Here is a 23,998-nt window from a genome sequence, read left to right on the forward strand (position 1 = left end):
GCCGCCATCGACGCGCGCGCGGCGCGCCCGCCTGTTCGGCAGCGCCTGGCTGGTCGCGCGCGACGGCAGCGCGGGCGCGCGCGGCATTCCGACGGCGCAGCTCGGCGGATCGCAGGCCGGGCTGCGGCTGGCCTATGCCCTGACCGACGACCGCCGGCTGGCGCTGGCCGCGCGCGCCAGCGCGCCGCTCGGCAAGGGCATGCGCGAGCTCGCTTTGGGCGTCGAATGGCAACCGACACGCCTGCCCGTGCGGCTCGTTGCCGAACAGCGTATCGCGCTGGGTCCGGGGCGCGGCGGGCCGACCTTGGCCGCGGTGGGCGGCATCGGCCCGCTGCCGCTCGCCGCCGGGTTCCGGCTCGAGGCCTATGCGCAGGGCGGGGTGATCGCGCGGGGCGGCGGCGAGCTCTATGCCGATGGCGCGCTGCGCATCGCCCGGCCGCTGGTGCGGCTGGGAGGGGTGACGCTCGATCTCGGCGCCGGCGGCTGGGGCGCGGCACAGCGCGGTGCCAGCCGGCTCGATCTCGGCCCGTCGCTGTCCGCGACGCTCCCGATCGGACCCCAGCCGGTGCGCCTGTCGCTCGACTGGCGCCAGCGCGTCGCCGGCAACGCGGCGCCGGGCTCGGGGCCGGTGCTGACGCTGGGGGCGGATTTCTAGGGCATTAAGTAGCGAACGCACCAGGACATGGCTGGATGCCATCGGCAGCGATGCGGAATGTCAGATACGGTTTGGGAAGCGAAAGTTAAGGGGCCGCTCGAGGCCGAACTCAAGCGTCGGAACGTGACCGACGCGCAGCTTGTCGAGAGGCGGGCGGCGATTGACCTTGTGGACACCGAGCCGAACATCAGGAACAAGCTGGCGCGGGGTAAATTTACAGCGGTGTTTATACTTCAATGCTTAGAGGCAATCGGGGCAACATCATTGCGGTTATCGGATGGTTAGTAGCCATTCCGGCCCTTTGGTTTTTGATTACAGACCTGACATTTGTCAGCCGGTCATACGAACGCTACGCAAGCAATGCCTCCAATTTTTACAGAGACGATGCGGAGCACGAGATAAGAGATACCTGCCGCCAGCTTGCGCCTGAACTCGAAAAAGAATGTATACGCAAGGCTGAGGCCGCCGCCCGCGAAAACCAACGTAGCGAGCAAGACCTCTCCGCTCAGAAGGTAACGGCGTGGTGGACCCAGATTATGGGTGGCGCTGCTCTGATAGGGATGGCGTTGAGCGCCATCGGCGTTGCCTTGGTCTGGACTACGTTCAGAGAAACGCAGCGCGCCAACGATATTAACCGCGAAGCAATGATTGCTGGCAATCGAGCCTGGTTGAAATTCTCCGTAGACACCGACAGGGCTTGGAATTTGCAGTATGACGCGGGTCATCTAAAGCTGACAGTAACGGCATTGGTTGTTAATGTCGGTGCTACGGTTGCGCGCGATATTAAGGTGACGGGCAGCCTGTGGCTTCCTAAGTATCGGAACGGTGCATTCGATTCAGTCCCAGATGGCGTACATTTGAGGATGAATAACACTCCCACATATCTTTTCCCCGGTGACGATCATGCGTTCTATGCAACTGGAGAAATCGACGATTTGGAGGAGAGGCTTGGCTCTACAAGTTGGGCCAGCCCGGGGCAAACCGACTTGCCATTGCTGGCTGCCGTAACTGTCAGTTATAGGCTTGTTTACGAAGCCGAAGAAGCCGAACGTCGAATAACGCAACAGATCTATGTCGTTTACCGGAATGCTCAGGGAATGAGTGTCGTTCCTCGAAATCTGGAAGAGCGTGGGGTTAAGCTCGTAGTAGCGGGAGCTGACCCCTTCGTTACCTAGCGCCAGCAGCGCTAAAGACAGATACACTAGCGCTCTTTAACAGACGGGCATCGCAACGGTGGCACAGCATCGCACCCGGGTACGTGCGTGTCGCCGTTGGTGTGTTCGGATAATGCCAGATTTCTAGCACCGGTGGGTCGCGCTATCGCTTCCGCCCCGCGCGACTTCGCGGTAACGCGGCCGTTGTGGACATCTACCTGCCCATCGCCAATCTGTCGGTCAACGCGATCGTCATCGTGCTGCTCGGCGGCGGGGTGGGCGTGTTGTCGGGCATGTTCGGGGTTGGCGGCGGGTTTCTCACCACGCCATTGCTGATCGTCTACGGCATCCCGCCGACCGTCGCCGCCGCCTCGGGCGCGAGCCAGGTGACCGGAGCCAGCGTGTCGGGCGTGTTCGCGCATGTCCGGCGGCAGGGCGTGGATTTCAAGATGGGCGGGGTGCTCGTCGCGGGCGGCATCGTCGGCGCGTTCGCCGGCGCCTGGCTGTTCCGCCTGTTACAGGCGAGCGGGCAGATCGATACGGTGATCGCGATCCTCTACGTCGCCATGCTCGGCTCGATCGGCGGGCTGATGGCGCGCGAATCGGTGACGGCGATCCTGGCGACGCGCGGCGGCCGCCCGCCGCGGCCGCGCAAGCGCCGGCATCATCCGCTGGTCGCCGCGCTGCCGTTCCGCACGCGCTTCTATGCCTCGGGCCTGTACATCTCGCCGCTCGCGCCGCTGTTGCTCGGCTTCTTCACCGGCATCCTGACGATCCTGCTCGGCGTCGGCGGCGGCTTCATCATGGTGCCGGCGATGCTCTATCTGCTCGGCATGGGCACGCAGGTGGTGGTCGGCACCTCGCTGTTCCAGACCCTGTTCGTCACGGCCGCGGCGACGATGGTGCATGCCATGACCACCAAGGCGGTGGATATCGTGCTGGCGGCCTTGCTGCTGCTCGGCTCGGTGGTGGGCGCGCAGGTCGGCGCGCGCTTCGCCAATACGGTGAAGCCGGAATATCTGCGCTTCGCGCTCGCGGTGATCGTGCTGCTGGTGGGCCTGCGTGTCGCGATCGGGCTGGGCTGGCAGCCGGACGAAATCTATTCGGTCGAACTGTCGTGAGGCGCTGGCTGCTGCTCGCGCTGACGCCGCTGCTGATGGCGCAGAGCCGGCCGGCGACCAAGCCGGTGCTGGTGCCGGATGTGTCGCAGCGCGAGATCGAGATCGCCTACAGCTTCACCGGCGCGGAGCTGCTGCTGTTCGGCGCGATCCTCTATCCCGGCGGGCGCCTGCCGGTGGGCGAGACGCCGACCGACGTGGTGATCGTGGTCAAGGGCCCGGTCCAGTCGATCCTGATGCGCGAGAAGGAGCAGGTCGCCGGCATCTGGGTCAATGCCGCGCGGCTCAGCTATCGCTCGGCGCCGAGCTTCTATGCGATCGTCTCGTCGCGCCCGATCAAGCAACTGGTCGATGATCGCACCCAGGCGATCTACGAACTGGGGCTCGATTCGCTGCAGCTGTCGCCGGCGAGCAACGCGCCGCCGGCCGAGCAGGATCGCTTCGCGCGCGGGCTGGTCGATCTCAAGCGGCGCTCGGGCCTCTATTATGAAGCGCCGCACGCCGTGGAGATCACCGATGGCGTGCTGTACCGCGCGCGCGTGTCGATCCCCGCGCGCGTGCCGGTCGGGCGGTTCACCGCGGAGACCTTCCTGATTCGCGACGGCCGCGTGCTGGCGGCGGCGACGCGCGACATCGACATCCGCAAATCGGGCTTCGAGCGTTTCGTCGCGCGCGCGGCGGAGAGCCATGCGATCCTCTACGGGCTGGTCGCGGTGGGCCTGTCGGTCCTGTTCGGCTGGTCGGCGGGCTGGGTCGCGCGGCGCCTGTAACGCGCGGCAAACGCAATCTTTACCGGTTGTGCTGCAGGGTCGATGCTCAACGCACGACCCGAAGGACGATCCCCGAATGACCGAGATGCTGGGCCGCGAGGCGTTTGCTCCCGCAGCCGTGCTGCCCGTGCCCGCGGGCATGTTGCTCGGCGCGCCGATCGGCATCGTGCTCGAGATCGCCGGGTCGAGCAGCCAGGTGATGCTCGATCCGCAGGCGCTCGAGGCGCTCGCCGGTCATGCCGATCCGGTCGTGGCCAGCGCCGGTTCGGTCGGCAGCCAGATCAAACTGCGCGTCGGCGGCACCTGGCTGATCGCCAATATCCGCTCGCTCAAGCTGCTCGAAGGGGGCGAGGATCGCATCTCGGCACAGGTCGATTTTCTCGGCGAAGGCGACGAGGAGAAACTGACCGGCAAGCTGTACCGCTTCCGCCGCGGCGTGACGCGCTATCCGGTGCCGGGCTGCACGGTCTATCCGGTATCGACCGCCGATCTGCAGCAGATCTACGCCGCCGAGGACCGCGCCAATATCGAGATCGGCACGGTCTATCCGACCAAGGACATCCGCGCGTCGCTCTATGTCGATGCGATGCTCGGCAAGCATTTCGCGCTGCTGGGCAGCACCGGCACCGGCAAGTCGACCAGCGCCGCATTGATCCTGCACAGGATCTGCGAGCTGGCGCCGCAGGGCCATATCGTGATGATCGATCCGCACGGCGAATATAGCGCCGCGTTCAAGAGCAACGGCGCGCTCTACGATGTCGGCAATCTGCAGATGCCCTATTGGCTGATGAACTTCGAGGAACATTGCGAGGTGTTCATCGCCAGCGACGGTTCCGACAACCAGATCGATTCGGACATCCTCGCCAAATGCCTGCTGCTCGCCCGCGCCAAGGGCCGGCTCGGGCAGGAGATCGGCAAGCTGACGGTGGATGCGCCGATCCCCTATCTGCTCAGCGATCTGACCAATCTGATCAGCCTGGAAATGGGCAAGATGGACCGCGCGGGGGATACCGCGCCCTATCTCCGGCTCAAGACCAAGATCGAGGAGATCAAGGCCGATCCGCGCTACGGCTTCATGTTCTCGGGCATGCTGGTGGCGGACACGATGGCCGATTTCCTCAGCCGCATCTTCCGCCTGCCGGGCGACGGCAAGCCAATCTCGATCATCGACGTATCGGGCGTGCCGAGCGAGATCACCTCGGTGGTGGTGGCGATGCTCAGCCGCATGGTGTTCGATTTCGCGATCTGGTCACGCGGCGAGCCGCAGCGCCCGATCCTGCTCGTGTGCGAGGAAGCGCATCGCTACATCCCCAACGAACGCAACGCCGATGCCTCCTCGGTCGGCCGGATCCTCGGGCGGATCGCCAAGGAAGGGCGCAAATACGGCGTGTCGCTGGGGCTGATCACGCAGCGTCCGTCGGATCTCGCGGAAGGCGTGCTGTCGCAGTGCGGCACGATCATCGCGATGCGGCTCAACAACGATCGCGATCAGGCGTTCGTCCGCGCGGCGATGCCGGAAGGCGCGCGCGGCTTCCTCGATTCGATCCCGGCGCTGCGCAACCGCGAATGCATCATCTGCGGCGAAGGCGTGGCGATTCCGATCCGCGTGTCGTTCGACGGGCTGGAGGACAATAAACGCCCGGCCTCGGACGATCCCTTATTCTCCGATCTGTGGCGGCAGACCGGCGGCGAGGGGGAGATCATCGAGCGGACGATCAAGCGCTGGCGATCGCAAGGGCGGTAAGTTCGGGCAGCAGGGCGCCCGACCGTTACGGGTGCGTCAATGCTGGCCCGGCTTGACCGCCATCAGCATCGCCACGCGCGCCTTGAACGCGCGCAATTTCTCGCCCGAAAGCACCGCGACGCTCGCGAAGCTGAACGAACGCGGGTTCACCGCGACGCCGTTCTTCCACACTTCCCAGTGCAGGTGCGGGCCGGTCGACATGCCGGTCGAGCCGACCATGCCGATCTGCTGCCCGCGCGACACGCGCTGGCCGGGGCGGACCAGGATGCGGCTCATATGGCCATAGCCGCTGGAAATGCCGCCGCCGTGGCTGAGCTTGACGAAATTGCCATAGCCACGGTTGCGTCCGGCCATCTGCACGACGCCGCCGATCGCGGCATAGATCGGGGCGCCCCAGGGCGCGCCAATATCCAGTCCCTTGTGCATCCGGGCATAGCGGAGCAACGGATGGACGCGCAGGCCGAAACTCGAAGTGATCCGGCCGCTGACCGGCATGCCCATGAACCCCTGGCGCTGCGTCTGGCCGTGCGCGTCGTACCAGGTGCCGTCATCCCATTTGACCAGCTGCGTCTTCTTGCGCCCCTGATCGAGCCCGGCGAACATCAGCTGGCCGAGCTGCACTTCGCCGGTCGCGGCGCGCGCCTGCTGCAACACGAAATCGAAGCTGTCGGACGGCGATACCGCGCCAATCGAGACGCGCGAGGCGATCGCCTTGATATAGGCCTCGACCGCCTTGGCCGGGGCGCCGGCGGCGCGCGCTGAGCGGTACAGGCTGGCGCCGGCCAGGCCCTGGATGCGCAGCGGCGTATTGTCGATCGCGATCGCGTGGCGGGTCATCGCCAGCCGATCGCCCTCGCGCGCGAGGCTCAGGTTGAGATCGAAGCGCGCGCGGAAGGCGAGATGTTCGAGCGGGCGTGCGACCGTACGATTGGGGCGGCGCCCGAGCGTGATATCCATCCGCGTGCCGGGGCGTAATTGCTCCAGCGCGACCGCCTGGGACACCAGCCCGGCGGCGCGCGAGGCATCGACCGAAGACACGCCGGCGCGCTGCAGCAGTCGCGTGAAATCGTCGCCGCTACCATAGGTCGCGGTTAGCCCGATGATCGGGCGTTCGGGCGTCTGCGTCAGCGGGGCGACGAGATCGCCCGCGGCCATGCGCCGCCCGGTATCGGCGCCCCAGGCAAGCGGCGCGATCGATTGCGCGTGCGCCTCTTCCCATTGGTCGCCGGCGAGCGGCGCGGCGACGTCGCCGGTGATCGTGCGGTCGAAGCCGGGCGACAGGAGGCAGGTCGCGGCGATCAGCGCGGCGCAGGTCGCCGCCCCGCGCCACCAATCCTTCGATCCGATGCGCGCGCCGAGATCGGGCGCCCAATCGGTGCTGGCGATGCCCGCGCGGAGTTTCTCGAGCGGGGTAAGCTGGCTGGGCGGGACGATCGCGCGACCAAAGGAGACGGTGGCGGTGCCGCCGGCCTGATCGTGTCCATGATCGGTACGCAGAAACAAGGCGCAAAGCCCCCGGTAAATTGGTCCGCCGCAACCCCTCGGCGTGGATCGGACCAGTGTGGGGGCCAAGTGCTAAAGTCAAATTAACCGCCGCCCTTCGGGGCCAGCCTTCGGCCAGCCGTTCGGGAGTTGCGACAAGGCGCTTTCTGCCGGCGGAACCATCCTCCGACCAATAGGTTAGCGCCAGGAAATCGTACTTAGGCGGTTGCGCAGGGGCCTGCGCGCGCCGATGTTGCGTGTGACATGTCGCGCAACGATGAACGCCCGGTCACTGCGGTGCTCGGCCCGACCAACACCGGCAAGACGCATCTCGCGGTCGAGCGGCTGTGTGGTCATTCCAGCGGCATGATCGGCTTCCCGCTGCGCTTGCTGGCCCGCGAAGTCTATGACCGGGTGGTCAAGATCAAGGGCAAGAACCAGGTCGCGCTGATCACCGGCGAAGAAAAGATCGTGCCCAAGGATGCGTGCTGGTTCCTGTGCACGGCGGAAAGCATGCCGTTGGCCCGGGATCTCGCGTTCGTCGCGATCGACGAGGCGCAGCTCGGCGCTGACCGCGAGCGCGGCCATGTCTTCACCGACCGCATTCTCCGCGCCCGCGGCCGCGAGGAGACGATGATTCTCGGCTCCGAGGCGCTGCGGCCGATGCTGAAAGCACTGGTGCCGGGGATCGACATCCTCAATCGGCCGCGCTTTTCCACGCTCAGCTATGCCGGCGCCAAGAAGATCAGCCGGCTGCCCAAACGCTCGGCGATCGTCGCGTTCAGCGCCGAGGAGGTCTATGCCGTGGCGGAGATGCTGCGCCGCCTGCGTGGCGGCGCGGCGGTGGTGATGGGCGCGCTCTCCCCGCGCACGCGCAACGCGCAGGTGGCGATGTTCCAGGCCGGCGAGGTCGATTATCTCGTCGCCACCGATGCGATCGGCATGGGGCTGAACATGGACGTCGCGCATGTCGCCTTTGCCAGCCTCAACAAGTTCGATGGGCAGCGCACGCGCCGGCTGACGGTGGCGGAAATGGCGCAGATCGCCGGGCGTGCCGGGCGCCACCAGCGCGACGGCACGTTCGGTGCCCTGGTCGCGGAAGGGCCGGGCGCGTTCACGCCGGAGGAAGTGCTGGCGATCGAGGAGCATCGCTTCCCCAAGCTCGATCACCTGTTCTGGCGCGAGGGCGAGCCCGATTTCTCCAGCGTCGACGATCTGATCGCCAGCCTGGAAGTGCGCCCGCAGGCGCGCGAGCTGCGCGCCGCGCCGAAAGCGCTCGATCTGCTCGTGCTCAAGCGACTGGCGGAGGAGGGCTGGGTGCGCGATCGCGCGCGGTCGCCGGCGATGGTCGCGCGGCTGTGGGCGGCGTGCGGCGTGCCCGATTTCCGCAAGGTCGGGCTCGATCCGCACGGCCGCTTCGTCGCCAAGGTCTTCGGCTATCTCAGCGAAGGGCAAGGCTATATCCCGCACACCTGGTTCGCCGAGGAGATCGCGCGGCTCGACAATGTCGCCGGCGATGTCGAGACGCTGGCGGGCCGGATCGCCGCGGCACGCAGCTGGGCCTATATCGCCAACCGCGCCGATTGGCTGGCCGATCCGGCGCTCTGGGCGGCGCGCGCCGGCGCGGTCGAGGAGCGGCTGTCCGATGCGCTGCATCTCAGCCTGACGCAGCGTTTCGTCGACAAGCGCACGACGATGCTGCTGCGCCAGATCGGCGCCAACACGCGCGATCTGCCGGTGACGATCGGGCCGCAAGGCGAAGTGATGGTCGAGGATCACGCGATCGGGCATCTGCACGGCTTCACCTTCACCGTCGCCCCCGATGCGCGGGCGACCGATCGGCGCCTGTTGCTCGCCGCAGCGGACCGCCGGCTGGCGGAGGAGCGCGGCCGGCGGGGCAGTGCGCTGGCCGATGCCGAAGATGCGGCGCTGGCCCTGCTGGCGGAGGAGAATGGACACCCGGCGCTGGCCTGGGATGGGCTGATCGTCGCGACGCTCGGCCGCGGCCCGTCGCTGGCGCGGCCGAAGATAGCGCTCGATCGCGCGCTCGACTGCCTCGACGCGGCGCTGCGCGAGCGGATCAAGGCGCGGCTGACACTGTGGCTCGATCGGCAGCTGGCAAAGCAGGTGCCCGCGCTCGTCGCGCTCGACGCGACGACGCGCGATCCCGCCGCGGGATCGGCGCTGCGTGCGATCGCCGCCGCCTTGGTCGATCATGGCGGGCTGCTGCCGCGGATCGATCACCAGGTCGCGGTCGACGGGCTCGATCAACCGGCGCGCAAGCGGCTTCGCCAGATCGGCGTGACGATCGGCGCGCTCGATCTGTTCGATCCGCGGCTGATGAAGCCGGCCGCGGCGCGCTGGCGGCGCGCACTGGTCGCGGCACGGCACGGCAGCAAGATCGTCGCTGCCCCGGCCGACGGCGCGACGGTATTGGCGCGCACCGCGCCGGGCGCGCATCTGTCGCAAGGGTATCGCGCGATCGCATTGCAGGCGGTGCGGGTCGATCTGGTCGAGCGCATCGCGCGCGCCGCGCACGATGCGCGCGCCGGGCGGAAGCCGTTCGTGCCCGATCCGGCGCTCGCCATCTCGATCGGCGTGCACGCAGCGACGCTGGAGCGATTGATGGCCGGGCTGGGCTTCAAGATCGCCCGGGCCGAAGACGCCACCCCGCGCTGGGTATGGCGTGGCCGTGCCCCGGTCCGCGTGGCGCCCCCGCCGCGCGACAATGCCTTCGCCGCTCTGGCCGAGCTCGATCTTCGCCATGGCTGACGGCGGGGCGCCGGGCGCGATGCGGCTCGATCGCTTCCTGTGGTTCGCGCGGCTGGCCAAGACGCGGAGCGCCGCGCAGACCATCGCCACCCATACCCGCCTGCGCATCGATGGCCGCGCGATCGATCGCGCGCACGCCCCGGTCCGGCCCGGTAACGTGCTGACCTTCCTGTACAATGATCGCGTCCGCGTGATCCGCATCGAGGCCCTGCCGCCACGCCGCGGGCCGGCGCCCGAAGCGCGCGCCTGCTATTCGGAACTCGGCAATAACGTGTCGCAGGACAACGCATCTGATTGACGACCGCGGCGTGCGGGCATAGCAGGCGGGCGTTCGTCGCCTTCAGGAATGCCATAATGACCTATGTCGTCACCGACGCCTGCATCAAGTGCAAGTATATGGACTGCGTTGAGGTCTGTCCCGTGGATTGCTTCTACGAGGGCGAGAACATGCTGGTGATCAATCCCAGCGAATGCATCGATTGCGGTGTGTGCGAGCCCGAATGCCCGGCCGAGGCGATTCTGCCCGATACCGAATCCGGCCTCGAACAGTGGCTGGAGCTCAACAACACCTTCTCGGCGCAATGGCCCAACGTGACCCGCAACGCCAACCAGACTCCGGCCGATGCCGACGAGCACAAGGGCGAAGAGGGCAAGTTCGACAAGTATTTCTCGCCCGAGCCCGGCGCCGGCGACTGACGGCGCAGGCGCGGCCACGCCCGCGCCGATGCGGCAGCCGCAGCGCCCGGCACGGCTGGTGGACGGGGGACACCCCGATCCGGCCGACAACTGTGCTCTCGGCGTTCTTCAGGACCGCCCGAGTTCAGTGGCTAGCTCGCTTTACAGGCGCCGGATGTGCGGCACGATAGATCCTGAATCACGTTCAGGATGACGGCTGGTGGTGCGGCAAGCTGCGGGCGCCGGCATCGCTGTGCGACGCAACACTGGTAATTTTATTACGACTCTGCTAAACAGGCGGGGACGGAAGGCGCCTGCGCGCGTCCTTTTGATCTGGAGACGTACCCAAAACCCTAATCCCCGTATCGCGCACCACGCAGGCCGCTTCAAGCCTCGCGGAGCTTCCACAGGGGATCTGTTCACGGAAAGGCTCAACGGAATGGCTGCCAAGGCGCTGTCCTTCGACGTCGGCGATTATGTCGTTTACCCCAAGCACGGTGTTGGCCGTGTGATCGAACTGCAAAAATCTGAAATCGCCGGCATGCAACTCGAACTGTATGTCCTGCGCTTCGAAAAGGAGCGGATGACGCTCCGTGTCCCCACCAACAAGGCGGAAAGCGTCGGCATGCGCAAGCTGTCGAGCGACAAGACGTTGCGTGAGGCGCTCGACACGTTGACCGGCAAGCCGCGCGTCAAGCGCACCATGTGGTCCAGGCGTGCGCAGGAATATGAAGCGAAGATCAATTCGGGCGACCTCGTGTCGATCGCCGAAGTGGTCCGCGATCTGTTCCGTGCCGAGGACCAGCCGGAGCAGAGCTATTCCGAGCGCCAGATCTTCGAAGGCGCGACCAGCCGCCTCGCGCGCGAACTCGCCGCGATGGAGCAGGTCGACGAGCCGGCGGCGCAGGAAAAGATCCTCGATATCCTGCGCAAGGCCGCGGCGATCCACAACAAGGACAAGGTCGCCGTCTGATCGGTGATTCCTGCGCCATGCCGTTGGATCGGCAGATTTGGGGGCGGCCGGCAACGGCCGCCCCTTTTTCGTTGTAGATCGGCGCCGAGTGTATTATTAAGGCAATACACACCTGGAGGCTGATATGCGCGTTCTCGCTTTTCTCGTCGCGGCACCGTTGCTGGCGATGCCGCTCGCGGCCTGTTCGTTCGATGATCCGGAATCGTCCACGCCGGGCCTGCCCGCCTCGGGCAGCGGCACGACGCGCACGTTCGCCGCGGCCGATTTCACCGCGGTCGAGCTCAGCGGTGCGGACGATATCGATGTGCGCGTCGGCACCGGCTTCTCGGTCCGCGCCGAAGGGCCCTCGGATGAACTCGACAAGCTCCGGATCGAACGCGACGGCACGACGCTGAAGGTCGGCCGGGTCAGGTCGCACGGGATCAGTTGGGGCAGCAAGAACAAGGTCACGGTCTATGTGACGATGCCACGCATCGCCGCGGCGAGCCTGGCGGGCTCGGGCGATCTGACGATCGACCGCGCCGAGGGGGAGGCGTTCGAGGGCGCGCTGGCCGGTTCGGGCAATCTCACGATCGGCGCGCTCGGCGTCCAGAGCGCAAAATTCGCGCTTGCCGGCACCGGCGACATCAAGGCCGCCGGCTTGGCCAAGGAGCTCGAGGTGGAGATCGCCGGGACGGGCGATGTCGACGCCGCAGCGCTCAAGGCGGAGGGAGCGGACGTGTCGATCGCCGGGACGGGCAGCGTCCGTGCCCAGGTCAACGGGCCGGCCAAGATCAACATGCTCGGTTCGGGCGATGTCGATCTCGGCCCCGGCGCGCGCTGCTCGACCAGCAAGCTGGGCTCGGGCGAGGTGCGCTGCGGCAACTGAGCTTGCGTCGCGGCGGCAGAAGCGCGATCTTCGCGGCATGAAGCGTCTGCTGGGCTCGGCCCTCCTCCTGCCTGTCTGTCTCGCGCTTGCCGGCCCCGCCGCGGCGGCGGAGCGCAATTATTCGGTCGGCAGCTTCGATCGGCTGCGGGTCGAAGGGCCGTTCCGCGTCGTGCTGACCACCGGCCGCTCGCCCAGCGCCAAGGCCGAGGGCGATCCGCGTGCCACCGACACGATCGATCTCCGCGTCGAGGGCAGCACGCTGATCATCCGCGCCGGGGTCAATGGCTGGGGCGAGCAGCCGGTTTCGCGCGATGCCGCGGCACCGGTGATCCGCGTGTCGACCGGGATGATCCGCTACGCCACGTTGAGCGGCGGCGGCGACGTGACGATCACGGGGCCGCTCAAGGGGCAACGCATCGAATTGTCGCTGTCGGGCAGCGGCACGTTGCGCGCCGACGGGGTGGATGCCGATCAGTTCGTCGCCAATGCGATCGGCGCCGGCACGATGACGCTCGGCGGACGCGCGGCCAAGGTGCGGCTGTCGACCGTCGGCACGGTGGCGATGCAGGCCGGCGCGCTGGTCGCGGACGATCTGCTGCTGCGCACCGACGGCAATGGCGAGATGGTCGCCCAGGCGCGCGCCACGGCGGGCATTACCGCCACCGGGGTCGGCCCGGTCACCGTCTATGGCACGCCGGCCTGCACGATCCACGGCAATCCCGCCGGGCCGGTGCGCTGCGGCAAGGGGCCGCCGCCCGCGCCCTGATCCGGGCGCTAGAGCAAGGCGAGCGCGGACAGGCGGCTGATCAGCCCGGCGGGCATCGCCGCATCGAGCTCGGCGCCGTCCCCCAGATCGCCCGGCGCGTCGGCGCCTTCGAGATAGCGCCAGCCCTGGTGCGCGCGTTTCGGGCGGCCCTGCACCAGCACCAGCGCCGGATCGATATGGATCGCGACGCGCCCGCCTTCGGCCTCGCCAAAGCCCAGGATCGGCGAGCGCGCGACCAATTGATGCTTGAGGATCCAGAACATCGACCCCTGTCCGGCGACTTCCTCATGCCGCTTGGGCAGGTAGCGCGTGGTGAGGAAGACGGGGCCCTCCAGCCCGCGCAGGCGCAGGCGTTCGGCGAGGTGCTCGACGCTCTCGGCGCCGAACGCAACCTTGGTCAAATGTAGCGGCATCGCTCGAATGTGGGCAGCGCGGCGCTAACCGCCAAGCCCCCACAATGTCGCAAGCCCCAGAAACGACAGGAAACCCATCACATCGGTGCTGGTCGTCACGAACACCGCCGAGGATACGGCGGGATCGACCCCGGCGCGTTCCAGCGTCACCGGCACGAGCACGCCGGCGAGCCCGGCGATCATGTTGTTGATCACCATCGCCAGCGCGATGACGATCGCCAGATCCTGATTGCCGAAGATCAGCCAGGTGCCGCCGCCGATCAGCAGCCCGAGCATCAGCCCGTTGGCGACCGCGATGCGGAACTCGCGCAGGATCATGCGCGCGGTGTTGGAACTGGTCAGCTGGTTGGTGGCCAGCGCGCGCACCACCACGGCGAGCGTCTGCGTGCCGGCATTGCCGCCCATGCCCGAGACGATCGGCATCAGCACGGCGAGCAAGGCGAAGCGCGCGATCTGGCCCTGGAACAGCCCGACCACCGAGGCGGCGATCATCGCCGTGCCGAGATTGACCACCAGCCAGGTGATCCGCGTGCGGATCGTCAGGTGCAGCGGCTCGTTGATGTCGCCATCGCCGGCGCCGGCGAGGCGCAGCGTGTCCTCGCCCGCTTCCTCGGAAATGATGTGCACGATGTCGTCGACCGTGATCATTCCGACCAGCCGGCCATTGGGATCGACCACCGCTGCCGAGATCAGCGCGTATTTCTGGAAGCGCAAGGCGACCTCTTCCTGGTCCATATCGACCGGGATCAGCGTCTGTTCGCGCTGCATCACGTCGCCGATCGGGATGCTGCGCGGCGTGCGCAGCAGCCACGACAATTGGCAGGTGCCGACCGGCTTGTGCGTCGGGTCGACGACGAAGATTTCCCAGAAGTCGGTGGTCAGTTCCTCATGCCCGCGCAGATAATCGATCGCGTTGCCGACGGTCCAATGTTCCGGCACCGCGATCAGTTCGCGCTGCATCAGGCGGCCGGCGGATTCCTCGGGATAGGACAAAGCTTCCTCGATCGCGGCGCGATCGTCGGGGTCGAGCGCGCGCAGCACGGCGCGCTGGTCGTCCTCCTCCATGTCCTCGATGATCGCGACGGCATCGTCGGTATCGAGTTCGGAGGCGATGTCGGCGACTTCGTGCGGCTCGAGCGCGTCGATCAGGTCCTCGCGGACATAATCGTTCATCTCGGCGAACACGTCGCCGTCCAGCAGATCGGTGATCGCGCGCGCCAGATCGCGGCGCTGATCGTTGGGCGTCAGTTCGAACAGATCGGCAATGTCGGCGGGGTGCAGCGGCTCGACCAGCGCGCGCGCCGATTCATCGTCGCCGTCCTCGACCGCGTCGAGCACCTTGCGCACGAATTCGGGCTTCAGCCGATCGTCGCCATCCAGCTGGCTGTCGAGCTGCATCGTCTCTTCGGCAGCGTCGGCGATCGGGTCGGTCTCGCTCATATCCTTGACCTCCGGTCGCTCGTTCGCGCCTCCCTAACCCACCATTCCCCGGTCGTCATCCCCGGGCGCGCATTGCAACTCACCCGTGCCGTCGCTACTTCCCGGCCTTCCCCATTCCAGGAGCCCCCAATGGCCGATACCTTCGAAACGCTGACTCTGACGCTCGACACCGGTGAGGTGAAGATCAAGCTACGCCCCGATCTCGCGCCGCAGCACGTCGCGCGCATCGCCGAGCTGGCCAATGCCGGTTTCTATGACGGCGTGGTGTTCCACCGCGTGATCGCGGGCTTCATGGCGCAGGGCGGCGATCCTACGGGCACCGGCATGCACGGGTCGAAGAACCATCCGAACCTGCCGGCGGAATTCTCGAAAGAGCCGCACAAGCGCGGTGTCGCCTCGATGGCGCGCGCGCAGAGCCCGGATTCGGCCAACAGCCAGTTCTTCATCTGCCTCGATGATGCGCGCTTCCTCGACGGCCAGTACACCGTCTGGGGCGAAGTGACCGACGGCATGGACGCGGTCGATGCGCTGCCCAAGGGCGAGCCGCCGCGCACGCCGGGCAAGATCGTCTCCGCCAAGGCAGAGTAGCCTGCCTTTGAATCCGAACCCCCGTCATTCCGTGGCGGGGGTTCAATCGTTTTAGGATCCCGACCTACCCGTCACCCCGGACTTGTTCCGGGGTCCACCGGCCCGCACAATCGACGGCAGGCGGCATGCGGCACGGTAGATGCCGGAACGAGTCCGGCATGACGTTGGGGGCTGGAGTGGCGTCAGTAATCGTCAGGACTGTCGCCACGGTTCGCTAAACCCCCGGATCCGCCACCGCCTCGATCAGCCAGTCGTGGAACAGCTTGACCGGCTTCTGCGCCAGCGCGCGGGGGCGGCAGACGAACCAATAGCTGTACGGGCTCTCGACCGGGATATCGAACAGCCGCACCAGCCGGTCGTCGCGCGCATCCTCGAAATGGCTTTCGTGCATGAATGCGACGCCCAGCCCCTGTGCCGCGGCCTCGAGCATCAGCGCGCCCGAATCGAAATGATCGACCGCGGCCGGCTCCAGGTCGCGCAGCCCCGCCGCCTTGCGCCAGGCGGTGAACGTGTCGGGCATTTCGCGGTGGACCAAAGCGGTCAGGCCGGCGAGCTGCTCGGGCCGGGCGATCGGATTGGGGCCCTGCAGCAGCGTCTTGGCGCCGATGACATAGACCGAATTGCGATCGAGCCGCTTGGCATACAGACCGGGATCGATTTCCCGCGCCAGCGCGATCACCGCATCCAGTCCGTCGCCCAATCGCGCCACGCCGTGGCCGGCAGTATCGATATCGAGATGCAGTTCGGGATGCTTGGCACGCAGCTCGGGCAATTTGGGGAACAGCCGCTGCGAGGCGTAGAGCGGCAGGATGCCGAGCCTGAGCCGCAACACTTCGGTGCCGCTGGTCATCATCTCGACCGCATCGGACAAGGCATCGATCGCCGGCGCGATCTGCGCGAGCAGCCGCTCACCATCGAGATTGAGCACCAGGGCCTGATGCCGGCGTTCGAACAGCGGCTTGTCGATGAAGCGTTCCAGCGCCTGCACCCGCCGGCTGAGCGCGGGGGGCGACAGCGCGAGTTCCTGCGACGCGGCCTTGATCGAGCCCAGTCGCGCGACCTGCACGAACGCCTCGATCGCGGTAAGGGGCGGCAGTCTGCGCATCGATACTCCATTACGGCGGCGTGCATTGTGCGCTGCACCCAATACCGCTCTAGCCTGAAACGATCATTTCACCTGCGTACTATTTCACCAATGGTTGCATAAATTGCAACCGCGATGATTTCGTTCGCACTTGCACAATATACGATTCGGCGGCACATAGCCCGTGCCTTTCAGGCATCCTCTCCTAAAACTTTCCAAGGCCAGCCCTCCGGGGCTGGCCCTTTTTTTGCCTGCCATCCGCCGCGGCTCCCGACGAATTCACCGGCCCGCCTCGTATAAGCGGAACCAGCCACCTATCTTCCGCGCTCACACTTCAGCGTTCGAAGAGAGAGTTGATGGCCGATAGCGAAAATCCCGTCCGCAAATTGCAGGTTGCGAATGCGCGTCCCGAAGACAGCGGACGTGGCCTGGCACATGTGCCGCGCTCGCTGATGGCGGCGTTGCTGCTGGCCGAAGGCGATGTGATCGAGATCGTCGGCAAATCTTCCACGCCGGCGCGCGCGGTTGCGCCCTATGCCGAGGACGAGGGGCTGGAGATCGTGCGGATTGATGGTCTGCAGCGCGCCAATGCCGGGGTCGGCTCGGGCGATTTCGTCGAAGTGCGCAAGGTCGAATCCAAGCCGGCGACGCGCGTGGTGTTTGCCCCCGCGCAGCAGAACCTGCGGTTGCAGGGCTCGTCCCAGGCGCTCAAGCGGACCTTTTTCGGCCGCCCGCTGACGCAGGGTGATGTCGTCGCCACCGCCGGGCAGCAGCGCGTCGACAACATGCCGCCGGGCGTGCAGCAATTCCTGCGCGCGCCGGCCTATGCGCTGCAGGAGATCCGCCTCGCGGTCATCGCCACCACGCCCAAGGGCGTGGTGCATGTCGATGAGAATACCGAGATCGAACTGCGCCCTGAATATGAAGAGCCCAAGGAGGCGCGGCGTGCCGACGTCACTTATGATGATATCGGCGGCATGGCCGGCACGATCGACCAGTTGCGCGAGATGGTCGAACTGCCGCTGCGCTATCCCGAACTGTTCCAGCGCCTGGGCGTCGATCCGCCCAAGGGCGTGCTGCTCTACGGCCCGCCGGGCACCGGCAAGACGCGGCTCGCGCGCGCGGTGGCGAACGAATCGGCGGCCGAATTCTTCCTGATCAACGGGCCCGAGATCATGGGCTCGGCCTATGGCGAATCGGAGCAGCGGCTGCGCCAGGTGTTCGAGGAGGCGCAGAAGGCCTCGCCGTCGATCGTGTTCATCGACGAGATCGATTCGATTGCGCCCAAGCGCGGCCAGGTGTCGGGCGAGGCGGAGAAGCGTCTCGTCGCGCAGTTGCTGACGCTGATGGACGGGCTCGAGGCGCGCGCCAACGTGGTAGTGATCGCCGCGACCAACCGCCCCGAGGCGATCGACGAGGCGCTGCGTCGCCCCGGCCGGTTCGACCGCGAGATCGTCGTCGGCGTGCCGGACGAACGCGGCCGGCGCGAGATCCTGGGCATTCATACGCGCGGCATGCCGCTGGGCGACAAGGTCGATCTCGATGAACTGGCCAGCACGACCTACGGCTTTGTCGGCGCCGATCTCGCCGCGCTCGCGCGCGAGGCGGCGATCGAGGCGGTGCGCAAGATCATGCCCAGGCTCAACCTGTCCGACGGCACGATCCCGCCTGAAGTGCTCGACGAGCTCGCCGTGACGCGCGAGGATTTCCTCGATGCGCTGAAGCGCGTCCAGCCGAGCGCGATGCGCGAAGTGATGGTCGAGGCACCCAAGGTGCGCTGGGAGGATGTCGGCGGGCTGGACAGCGCGCAGGCGCGGCTCAAGGAAGGCGTCGAGCTGCCGCTGAAGGACCCGGACGCGTTCCGTCGCCTCGGCATCCGCCCGGCCAAGGGCTTCCTGCTCTACGGCCCCCCCGGCACCGGCAAGACCCTGCTCGCCAAAGCCGTGGCGCGCGAGGCCAAGGCGAATTTCATCGCCACCAAATCGAGCGACCTGCTGAGCAAATGGTATGGCGAGAGCGAGCAGCAGATCGCCCGGCTGTTCAGTCGCGCGCGGCAGGTGGCGCCGTGCGTGCTGTTCATCGACGAGCTTGATTCGCTGGTGCCGACGCGCGGCAGCGGGATGGGCGAGCCGCAGGTGACGGAGCGGGTGGTCAACACGATCCTGGCCGAAATGGACGGGCTGGAGGATTTGCAGTCGGTCGTCGTGATCGGCGCGACCAACCGGCCCAACCTGATCGACCCGGCCTTGCTCCGGCCCGGCCGGTTCGACGAGCTGATCTATGTCGGTCTGCCCGATGTCGCCGGGCGGGCGCGGATTCTGAAGATCCAGACCGCCAAGATGCCGCTCGCCGACGATGTCGATCTCACCGTGCTGACGCAGCGGGCGGAGCGCTTCACGGGTGCCGATCTCGAGGATCTGGTGCGCCGCGCCGGGCTGATCGCGCTGCGCCAGTCGCTGTCGGTATCGCAGGTGACGATGGCGCATTTCGAGGAGGCGCTGGTCGATTCGCGCGCCTCTGTGACGCCGGACATGGAGCGTGATTACCAGCAGATCGCGGCGCAGCTGAAGCAGGATGCGGCAGCGCTGCAGCCGATCGGCTTCGTCTCGCCGGGGCAGCTGCGCGGGCGCGCCGCGACCTGATCTGGGGGCGGCGAGCGATTGACGCTCGCCGCCAAACCCCGCACGGGCGCTGCCATGACCCCCAGGATCAATCCCGGCATTCTCTATGCCGTCATCGCCTATACGATCTGGGGCCTGCTGCCGGCCTTTCTGAAGCTGCTCAAGCCGCTCCCCGCGCCCGACATCCTGGCGCACCGCATCCTGTGGTCGCTGCTGCTGCTCGTGGGACTCGCGCTCGCGCTCAGGCATGGCCCAGCGCTGCGGCGGATCGTCACCACGCCGCGGCTGATGTTCGCGCTGACCGCCTCGGCCACGCTGATCGCGCTCAACTGGCTGTGCTATATCGTCGCGGTCAACGGCGGCAACGTCGCCCAGGCCAGCCTTGGCTATTTCATCAATCCGCTGGTCAACGTCGCGCTCGGCGTGGTCATCTTGCGCGAGCGGCTGGGCCGGATCGAGCTGATCGCGGTCGGGCTGGCGACGCTGGGCGTGATCTTCCTGGCGTACGAGCAGGGCGGGGTGCCGGTGATCCCGCTGACCTTGGCCTTCACCTTCGCCGTCTACGGGCTGATCCGCAAGATGACGCCGGTCGACGCGCTCGACGGCCTGCTGATCGAGACCGCGATCCTCGCGCCGCCGTCGCTCGCCTGGCTGCTGATCGCCGGCACGTCGATTGCCGCAGGCCCGGCCTGGCCGCTGCTTCCCGCAGCGGGCGTGGTCACGGCGATCCCGCTCGTCCTGTTCGCCGCGGCAGCAAAGCGGGTGCGCTACAGCGACATGGGGCTGCTGCAATATATCGGCCCGACCTTGCAGCTGGTGCTGGCGGTCGCGGTCTATGGCGAGCGCCTGCGCGCCGTCGAATGGGCGGCGTTCGGGCTGATCTGGGTCGCGCTGGCAATCTATGCCACCGGCATGGTGATGGGCAGCCGGCGCGCTACTGCGTCACCGGCGTCTTGAGCGCCTTCCACGCATAGAAGATCACCAGCACGCAGGCGGCGCTCGCCACCAGATACGGCAGGGAATGCTGCGCCTCGTACAGGCCGACGCCGATCGACGGCCCGAGCACGAAGCTGGCGCCGTTGACGCTGGTCACCTTGCCCGCGACCGATCCCTGCGCCGCCGGCCCGACCGCCAGCGAGGAGCCCGCCGTGAAGCCCGGGCGGGTAAAGCCGAACCCGGCCGAGGCCAGCGCATAGGCCATCGCGATGCCGTACAGCGAGGTTGCCAGTCCGGTCAGCGCGCAGCCCAGCGCCGACAGCGCCAGCCCGACCAGCACGAGCCGCTTGGGATCGAGTTTGAGCAGCGGGATCAGCCCCCATTGCACCAGCAGCGCCGCGCCCGCGCCCATCATCAGCACCAGGCCGGTCGGCTTCAGCGCCTCGATCGGCGGAACGCCCAGCCGGTCGATCACCAGGAAGCCGATCGCCTGGCCGGTCATCGCCTGCGCATGGCCCATGATCAGCCCGAGGATCATCCAGCTGCGGATCCGCGGATCGAGATAGCCGATTCGCTCGCCGACGAGATGCGTCGCCGCAGTCACGCTCGCGCCCGACGATTGCCCGCCCACCGAGGGATAGGCGATCGCCGCGCCATGGCTTTCGGAGTCGGGGCTGTCGGGATCGGGCGCGCTGCGCGCGGCGGCCAGGTCGTCGGGCAGGATGCGATACACCGCGATGAAGATGCCGGCGCCAAACACGGCGGCGAAGAAGGCCGGACCGGCCAGTCCGATCTCGATCCCCCCGATACGCCCCAGCGTCAGGTACGGCGCGATCGCCGGCCCCATGATCGTGCCCAAGCCGAAGGCCGAGCCAAGCAGCGTCAGTGCGCGCGTGCGCTCGGCGCGCGTCGTGCTGCCGGCGACCAGCGCCTGCACCGCGGGCGGCGCGGCCGAGCCGAAGCTGCCATAGACCAGCCGCCCGACGATGAAGGCGAGGAACGCCGTCGTGCCGCCGATCCAGCCGTTGATCCCGGCGGTCAGCGCAATGCCGCACAGCAGCAACGAGACGGTGAAGCCGCCCATGCCGAGCAGGATCATCGCCCGCCGGCCATGCCGGTCGGACCGGTTGGCCCAGAACGGCGCCGAGATCACCCAGAGCAGCGCCGAAACCGAAAACGCGGCGGCGACCGCGCTGTCCGGCACGTCGAGCGAGCGTCCGAGCGCCGGGAGCACTGATTGCATCGCAGTGTTGCCGGCGGCGATCGTCAGCATGACGATGAACAGCAGCAGAAAATCGCGCTCGATGCGCCGCACGGTCGCCGGGCTCGCGCCGGCTGTCTGTTCCTCACCCATGGTTCTGGCTTACGGGTTTTGCGCCCGCGCGCAAACCCGCGCGAGGCGGCATACGCAACCCGATCCTTGAATGTTCGTTACAAGTTTGCGACGGAGCAGCTAAAGATCGCCGCGACGCCCGCACCACGGGGCCAGAATCAAGGATCACCAGTGCCAGTTTCCACCCTCGCCACGCGGCGCCAGCGCCGTCAGCTTCGTCAGGCTGCCGGTGTTCCCTCTCCGTGGAGCATGTTCCTCAAGGGATTTTTCAAGCATCCGGTGATGGTCGGCGCGCTGGTCCCGTCGTCCAACGCTTTGGTGCGCAGGATGCTGAGCCGAGTCGATTGGGCCAACACCAAGCTGTTCGTCGAATACGGCCCCGGTGTCGGCACCTTCTGCCGCGCGATCCTCGATGCGCTGCCGGCCGACGCCAGCTATATCGCGATCGACACGAATGAGGATTTCATCCGCTATCTGCGCCACGACATCGTCGATCCGCGCTTCTCCGCGGTCCTGGGCTCGGCGGCGGACGTGATGCGGATCGTTGCCGATCACGGCCACGACAAGGCCGATTACGTACTGTCCGGCCTGCCTTTCTCGACGCTGCCGGCCGGCGTCGGCGACGCGATCGGCCAGGCCACGGCCGATGTGCTGCGCCCCGGCGGTGCATTCCTGGTCTATCAATATTCGCCCAAGTGCCGCGACTTCATCGAGCCGTACATTCCCAAGGTCGAGCATGCGATGGAATGGTGGAATGTCCCGCCGGCGCAGCTCTATTGGGCGTGGAAAGAATAACCACGCCGCTTGCGCTCAGGCGCGGCGCAATCGCCCACCGCCATTATCCTTGCCAACGTCAGGCTTCATCTCGCCTCTCGGGCGTTCGCGGCTGTGGCGATTGAGCCTGGATCGAGTTCAGGATGACGCCGATCGGCTGCGGGCGCTTCCTTACCGCGGCTCGCGCCCGAAATTGAGGCTCTTGGTCACGTTGTAGTCGAGCACGGTGATCACGAAATACGCCGCCGCCTGCTTCACGCGGCGCCACGCCGTGGTGCGCGCCTTGTACAGCGTCGGCGTGATCAGTTCGGACTGGCTGATCTCACCCTCGACATAGGCGCGCGCATGCGCCGCAAAGGCGGCATCGTCGATCCGCAGCATGATCTCGAGATTGAGGAACATGCTGCGAATATCGAAATTGGCCGAGCCGACATACACCACGTCGTCGATCACGAAGAGCTTGGTGTGCAGCTTGGTCAGCAGATATTCGTAGATCGCGACCCGCTTGCGCAGCAGCCCGGCATAGGTGAAGCGCGATGCCCAGATCGCCGCCTCATGATCGTTCTTCGACGGCAGCACGATGCGCACGCGCCCGCGTTGCCCGAGCTTGTCGAGCCGCCGCAGCATCGCCGGATTCGGCGCGAAATAGCCTGCGATCAGATCGAACGATCTGGCGCGACGCAGGTCGGTGCGCACCGCCTTGGCCCAGGGGCTCAGATGCCGCGTCGGCCCGCCTAGCAGCCAGCGGGTATGGCCGTCGCGCTGGCTCCATTGCGCGAGCAGCCGGCGGAGCGCGCGCATCGGCGCTTTCGGAGTCTGGATCCAGCCGCGCAGCGTATCGAAATAGCCGGCCAGCGCCGCGGCGGACGGGCCCTCGACCAGCAGCCCGAGATCGCGCCACGCCTGCTCGGCGGGGGTGCCGAAATAGGAATCCTGGATATTGAAGCCGCCGATGATCACGCGCGCCGCCATGCTCTCGCCATCGGCCAGCGCCAGTTTCTGGTGATTGCGCAGCAGATAGCGCCGCCCGAACCGCGGCTCGAACCGGCAGACCGAGGCGCCGGCCGCCACCAGCGGGTCGAAGAATCGCTCGCCGGCCGCGCCGCTGCCCATCCCGTCGACGATCACCGACACGGTAACCCCGCGACGCGCGGCATCGATCATCGCCTGGCGCACCGCGATGCCGGCATCGTCGTCGACATAGATGTAATACAGGATACGCAGCGACGTCCGCGCGCCGTCGATCAGCGCGATCAACGCCGCGAGCCGCCGCGGACCGGTATCGAGCATGGTCAGCCGGTCGCCGTCGACGGTGAAGCTCGGCTGCGGCGCGGGTTCGGTCATTGTCGCGCCTGATGACCGCGCAGGCCGGTGCGCGCAAGGCGATTCCTTGACTCTTTGGGGCGACGGTCATACAGCGCGACGCTTCATCTATCCTGCCGTTTACCGAAGGAAGCCATTCATGGCGCGCGTCACCGTCGAAGATTGCGTCGACAAGATTCCTAACCGCTTCGATCTCGTGCTGCTCGCCGCCCAGCGTGCGCGGCAGATTTCCGGCGGCGCCGACCTCACGCTCGATCGCGACCGTGACAAGAATCCGGTCGTCGCGCTGCGCGAGATCGCCGAGCAGAACGTGAAGCCCGCGCATCTCGAGGAATCGGTGATTTCGGGGCTGCAGCGCGTGCAGGTCGACGACGAGGACGAGGCGGATGCCGTCGGCAACCTCGCTGCTTCGGCCGAAGCGCTGCGCCTGACCGCCGCCGCGCCGCCGCGCAACCAGAATCTCGGCGCGGATTACGAGGGGTGAGGCAGACGATTAGCGCAAGCTAATC

23 protein-coding genes are annotated in these 23,998 nt (G+C 67.1%); 17 read left to right on the forward strand and 6 right to left on the reverse strand.

Going from position 1 to position 23,998, the window contains the following annotated elements; all coding sequences use genetic code 11:
* The 6 genes from NV401_RS13935 to NV401_RS13955 all read left to right on the forward strand — a co-directional run.
* Window positions 1-655, forward strand: a 655-nt coding sequence (locus tag NV401_RS13935) for a hypothetical protein (RefSeq protein WP_315369581.1), incomplete at its 5' end; no start/stop codon positions are given.
* A 57-nt stretch (window positions 656-712) separates the two neighbouring features.
* On the forward strand, window positions 713-940 hold the full coding sequence (locus NV401_RS18795; RefSeq protein WP_380815764.1) for a DUF6471 domain-containing protein: 228 nt from the start codon (window positions 713-715) through the stop codon (window positions 938-940).
* Window positions 892-1,830 (forward strand): hypothetical protein, encoded by a 939-nt coding sequence (locus NV401_RS13940; RefSeq protein WP_261295051.1) that lies wholly within the window; start codon window positions 892-894, stop codon window positions 1,828-1,830. The genes NV401_RS18795 and NV401_RS13940 overlap by 49 nt, the downstream gene beginning before the upstream one ends.
* 185 nt (window positions 1,831-2,015) lie before the next feature.
* Complete coding sequence (locus NV401_RS13945) at window positions 2,016-2,930, forward strand: sulfite exporter TauE/SafE family protein (RefSeq protein ID WP_261295052.1); 915 nt, start codon at window positions 2,016-2,018, stop codon at window positions 2,928-2,930.
* 35 nt (window positions 2,931-2,965) lie between these two features.
* Window positions 2,966-3,697: a TIGR02186 family protein gene (locus NV401_RS13950; RefSeq protein ID WP_261295119.1), complete on the forward strand. Its 732-nt coding sequence runs from the start codon at window positions 2,966-2,968 to the stop codon at window positions 3,695-3,697.
* Between the two features lie 76 nt (window positions 3,698-3,773).
* The gene (locus tag NV401_RS13955; protein WP_261295053.1) at window positions 3,774-5,441 is read left to right on the forward strand and encodes an ATP-binding protein; all 1,668 of its coding nucleotides are present in this window, start codon (window positions 3,774-3,776) and stop codon (window positions 5,439-5,441) included.
* A gap of 36 nt (window positions 5,442-5,477) precedes the next feature.
* On the opposite strand, the gene NV401_RS13960 is transcribed toward NV401_RS13955, so the two are convergent.
* Window positions 5,478-6,944, reverse strand: a complete 1,467-nt coding sequence (locus NV401_RS13960; RefSeq protein ID WP_261295054.1) for a M23 family metallopeptidase — start codon at window positions 6,942-6,944, stop codon at window positions 5,478-5,480.
* Window positions 6,945-7,187: 243 nt separating this feature from the next.
* Here NV401_RS13960 and NV401_RS13965 point away from each other — a divergent pair, with 243 nt between their 5' ends.
* From NV401_RS13965 to NV401_RS13990, 6 genes are all read left to right on the forward strand, one after another.
* The gene (locus NV401_RS13965) at window positions 7,188-9,695 is read left to right on the forward strand and encodes a helicase-related protein (protein WP_261295055.1); all 2,508 of its coding nucleotides are present in this window, start codon (window positions 7,188-7,190) and stop codon (window positions 9,693-9,695) included.
* Window positions 9,688-9,993: an RNA-binding S4 domain-containing protein gene (locus NV401_RS13970; protein WP_261295056.1), complete on the forward strand. Its 306-nt coding sequence runs from the start codon at window positions 9,688-9,690 to the stop codon at window positions 9,991-9,993. The genes NV401_RS13965 and NV401_RS13970 overlap by 8 nt, the downstream gene beginning before the upstream one ends.
* A 56-nt stretch (window positions 9,994-10,049) precedes the next feature.
* Complete coding sequence (gene fdxA / locus NV401_RS13975) at window positions 10,050-10,391, forward strand: ferredoxin FdxA (RefSeq protein WP_261295057.1); 342 nt, start codon at window positions 10,050-10,052, stop codon at window positions 10,389-10,391.
* Between the two features lie 418 nt (window positions 10,392-10,809).
* Window positions 10,810-11,343: a CarD family transcriptional regulator gene (locus NV401_RS13980; RefSeq protein ID WP_261295058.1), complete on the forward strand. Its 534-nt coding sequence runs from the start codon at window positions 10,810-10,812 to the stop codon at window positions 11,341-11,343.
* Window positions 11,344-11,467: 124 nt separating this feature from the next.
* Window positions 11,468-12,211: a head GIN domain-containing protein gene (locus NV401_RS13985; protein ID WP_261295059.1), complete on the forward strand. Its 744-nt coding sequence runs from the start codon at window positions 11,468-11,470 to the stop codon at window positions 12,209-12,211.
* Between the two features lie 37 nt (window positions 12,212-12,248).
* Complete coding sequence (locus NV401_RS13990; protein WP_261295060.1) at window positions 12,249-12,977, forward strand: head GIN domain-containing protein; 729 nt, start codon at window positions 12,249-12,251, stop codon at window positions 12,975-12,977.
* Window positions 12,978-12,985: 8 nt separating this feature from the next.
* Here the strand turns inward: NV401_RS13990 and NV401_RS13995 are convergent, their stop codons facing one another.
* Window positions 12,986-13,390, reverse strand: coding sequence for a DUF1489 family protein (locus tag NV401_RS13995; protein WP_261295061.1), 405 nt, complete (start codon window positions 13,388-13,390; stop codon window positions 12,986-12,988).
* 24 nt (window positions 13,391-13,414) lie between these two features.
* Window positions 13,415-14,830 (reverse strand): magnesium transporter, encoded by a 1,416-nt coding sequence (gene mgtE / locus NV401_RS14000; RefSeq protein ID WP_261295062.1) that lies wholly within the window; start codon window positions 14,828-14,830, stop codon window positions 13,415-13,417.
* 129 nt (window positions 14,831-14,959) lie between these two features.
* Here mgtE and NV401_RS14005 point away from each other — a divergent pair, with 129 nt between their 5' ends.
* Window positions 14,960-15,418, forward strand: a complete 459-nt coding sequence (locus NV401_RS14005) for a peptidylprolyl isomerase (protein ID WP_261295063.1) — start codon at window positions 14,960-14,962, stop codon at window positions 15,416-15,418.
* Window positions 15,419-15,632: 214 nt separating this feature from the next.
* Here NV401_RS14005 and NV401_RS14010 read toward each other — a convergent pair whose 3' ends face one another.
* Window positions 15,633-16,523: a LysR substrate-binding domain-containing protein gene (locus tag NV401_RS14010; protein ID WP_261295064.1), complete on the reverse strand. Its 891-nt coding sequence runs from the start codon at window positions 16,521-16,523 to the stop codon at window positions 15,633-15,635.
* A 335-nt stretch (window positions 16,524-16,858) separates the two neighbouring features.
* Between NV401_RS14010 and NV401_RS14015 the strand changes: the two genes are divergently transcribed.
* Together NV401_RS14015 and rarD are read left to right on the forward strand one after the other, a co-directional pair.
* Window positions 16,859-19,144 carry a CDC48 family AAA ATPase gene (locus NV401_RS14015; RefSeq protein ID WP_261295065.1) on the forward strand — a complete coding sequence of 762 codons (2,286 nt, stop codon included), beginning with the start codon at window positions 16,859-16,861 and terminating at the stop codon, window positions 19,142-19,144.
* Window positions 19,145-19,198: 54 nt separating this feature from the next.
* Complete coding sequence (rarD, locus tag NV401_RS14020; RefSeq protein ID WP_261295066.1) at window positions 19,199-20,080, forward strand: EamA family transporter RarD; 882 nt, start codon at window positions 19,199-19,201, stop codon at window positions 20,078-20,080.
* Here rarD and NV401_RS14025 read toward each other — a convergent pair.
* Entirely contained in the window at window positions 20,058-21,413 is a 1,356-nt protein-coding gene (locus NV401_RS14025; protein ID WP_261295067.1) for an MFS transporter, read from the reverse strand. The genes rarD and NV401_RS14025 overlap by 23 nt on opposite strands.
* A gap of 150 nt (window positions 21,414-21,563) precedes the next feature.
* On the opposite strand from NV401_RS14025, the gene NV401_RS14030 reads away from it, so the two are divergent.
* Window positions 21,564-22,187 carry a class I SAM-dependent methyltransferase gene (locus NV401_RS14030; protein ID WP_380815775.1) on the forward strand — a complete coding sequence of 208 codons (624 nt, stop codon included), beginning with the start codon at window positions 21,564-21,566 and terminating at the stop codon, window positions 22,185-22,187.
* Between the two features lie 150 nt (window positions 22,188-22,337).
* Here the strand turns inward: NV401_RS14030 and NV401_RS14035 are convergent, their stop codons facing one another.
* On the reverse strand, window positions 22,338-23,510 hold the full coding sequence (locus NV401_RS14035; protein WP_261295068.1) for a phospholipase D-like domain-containing protein: 1,173 nt from the start codon (window positions 23,508-23,510) through the stop codon (window positions 22,338-22,340).
* A 118-nt stretch (window positions 23,511-23,628) separates the two neighbouring features.
* Here NV401_RS14035 and rpoZ point away from each other — a divergent pair, with 118 nt between their 5' ends.
* A complete protein-coding gene (rpoZ, locus tag NV401_RS14040; RefSeq protein ID WP_261295069.1) occupies window positions 23,629-23,973 on the forward strand; it encodes a DNA-directed RNA polymerase subunit omega in 345 nt (114 codons plus the stop codon).
* Window positions 23,974-23,998: the final 25 nt, after the last annotated feature.

It is taken from the genome of Sphingomonas hylomeconis (assembly GCF_025370105.1).
Taxonomy (GTDB): domain Bacteria; phylum Pseudomonadota; class Alphaproteobacteria; order Sphingomonadales; family Sphingomonadaceae; genus Sphingomonas; species Sphingomonas hylomeconis.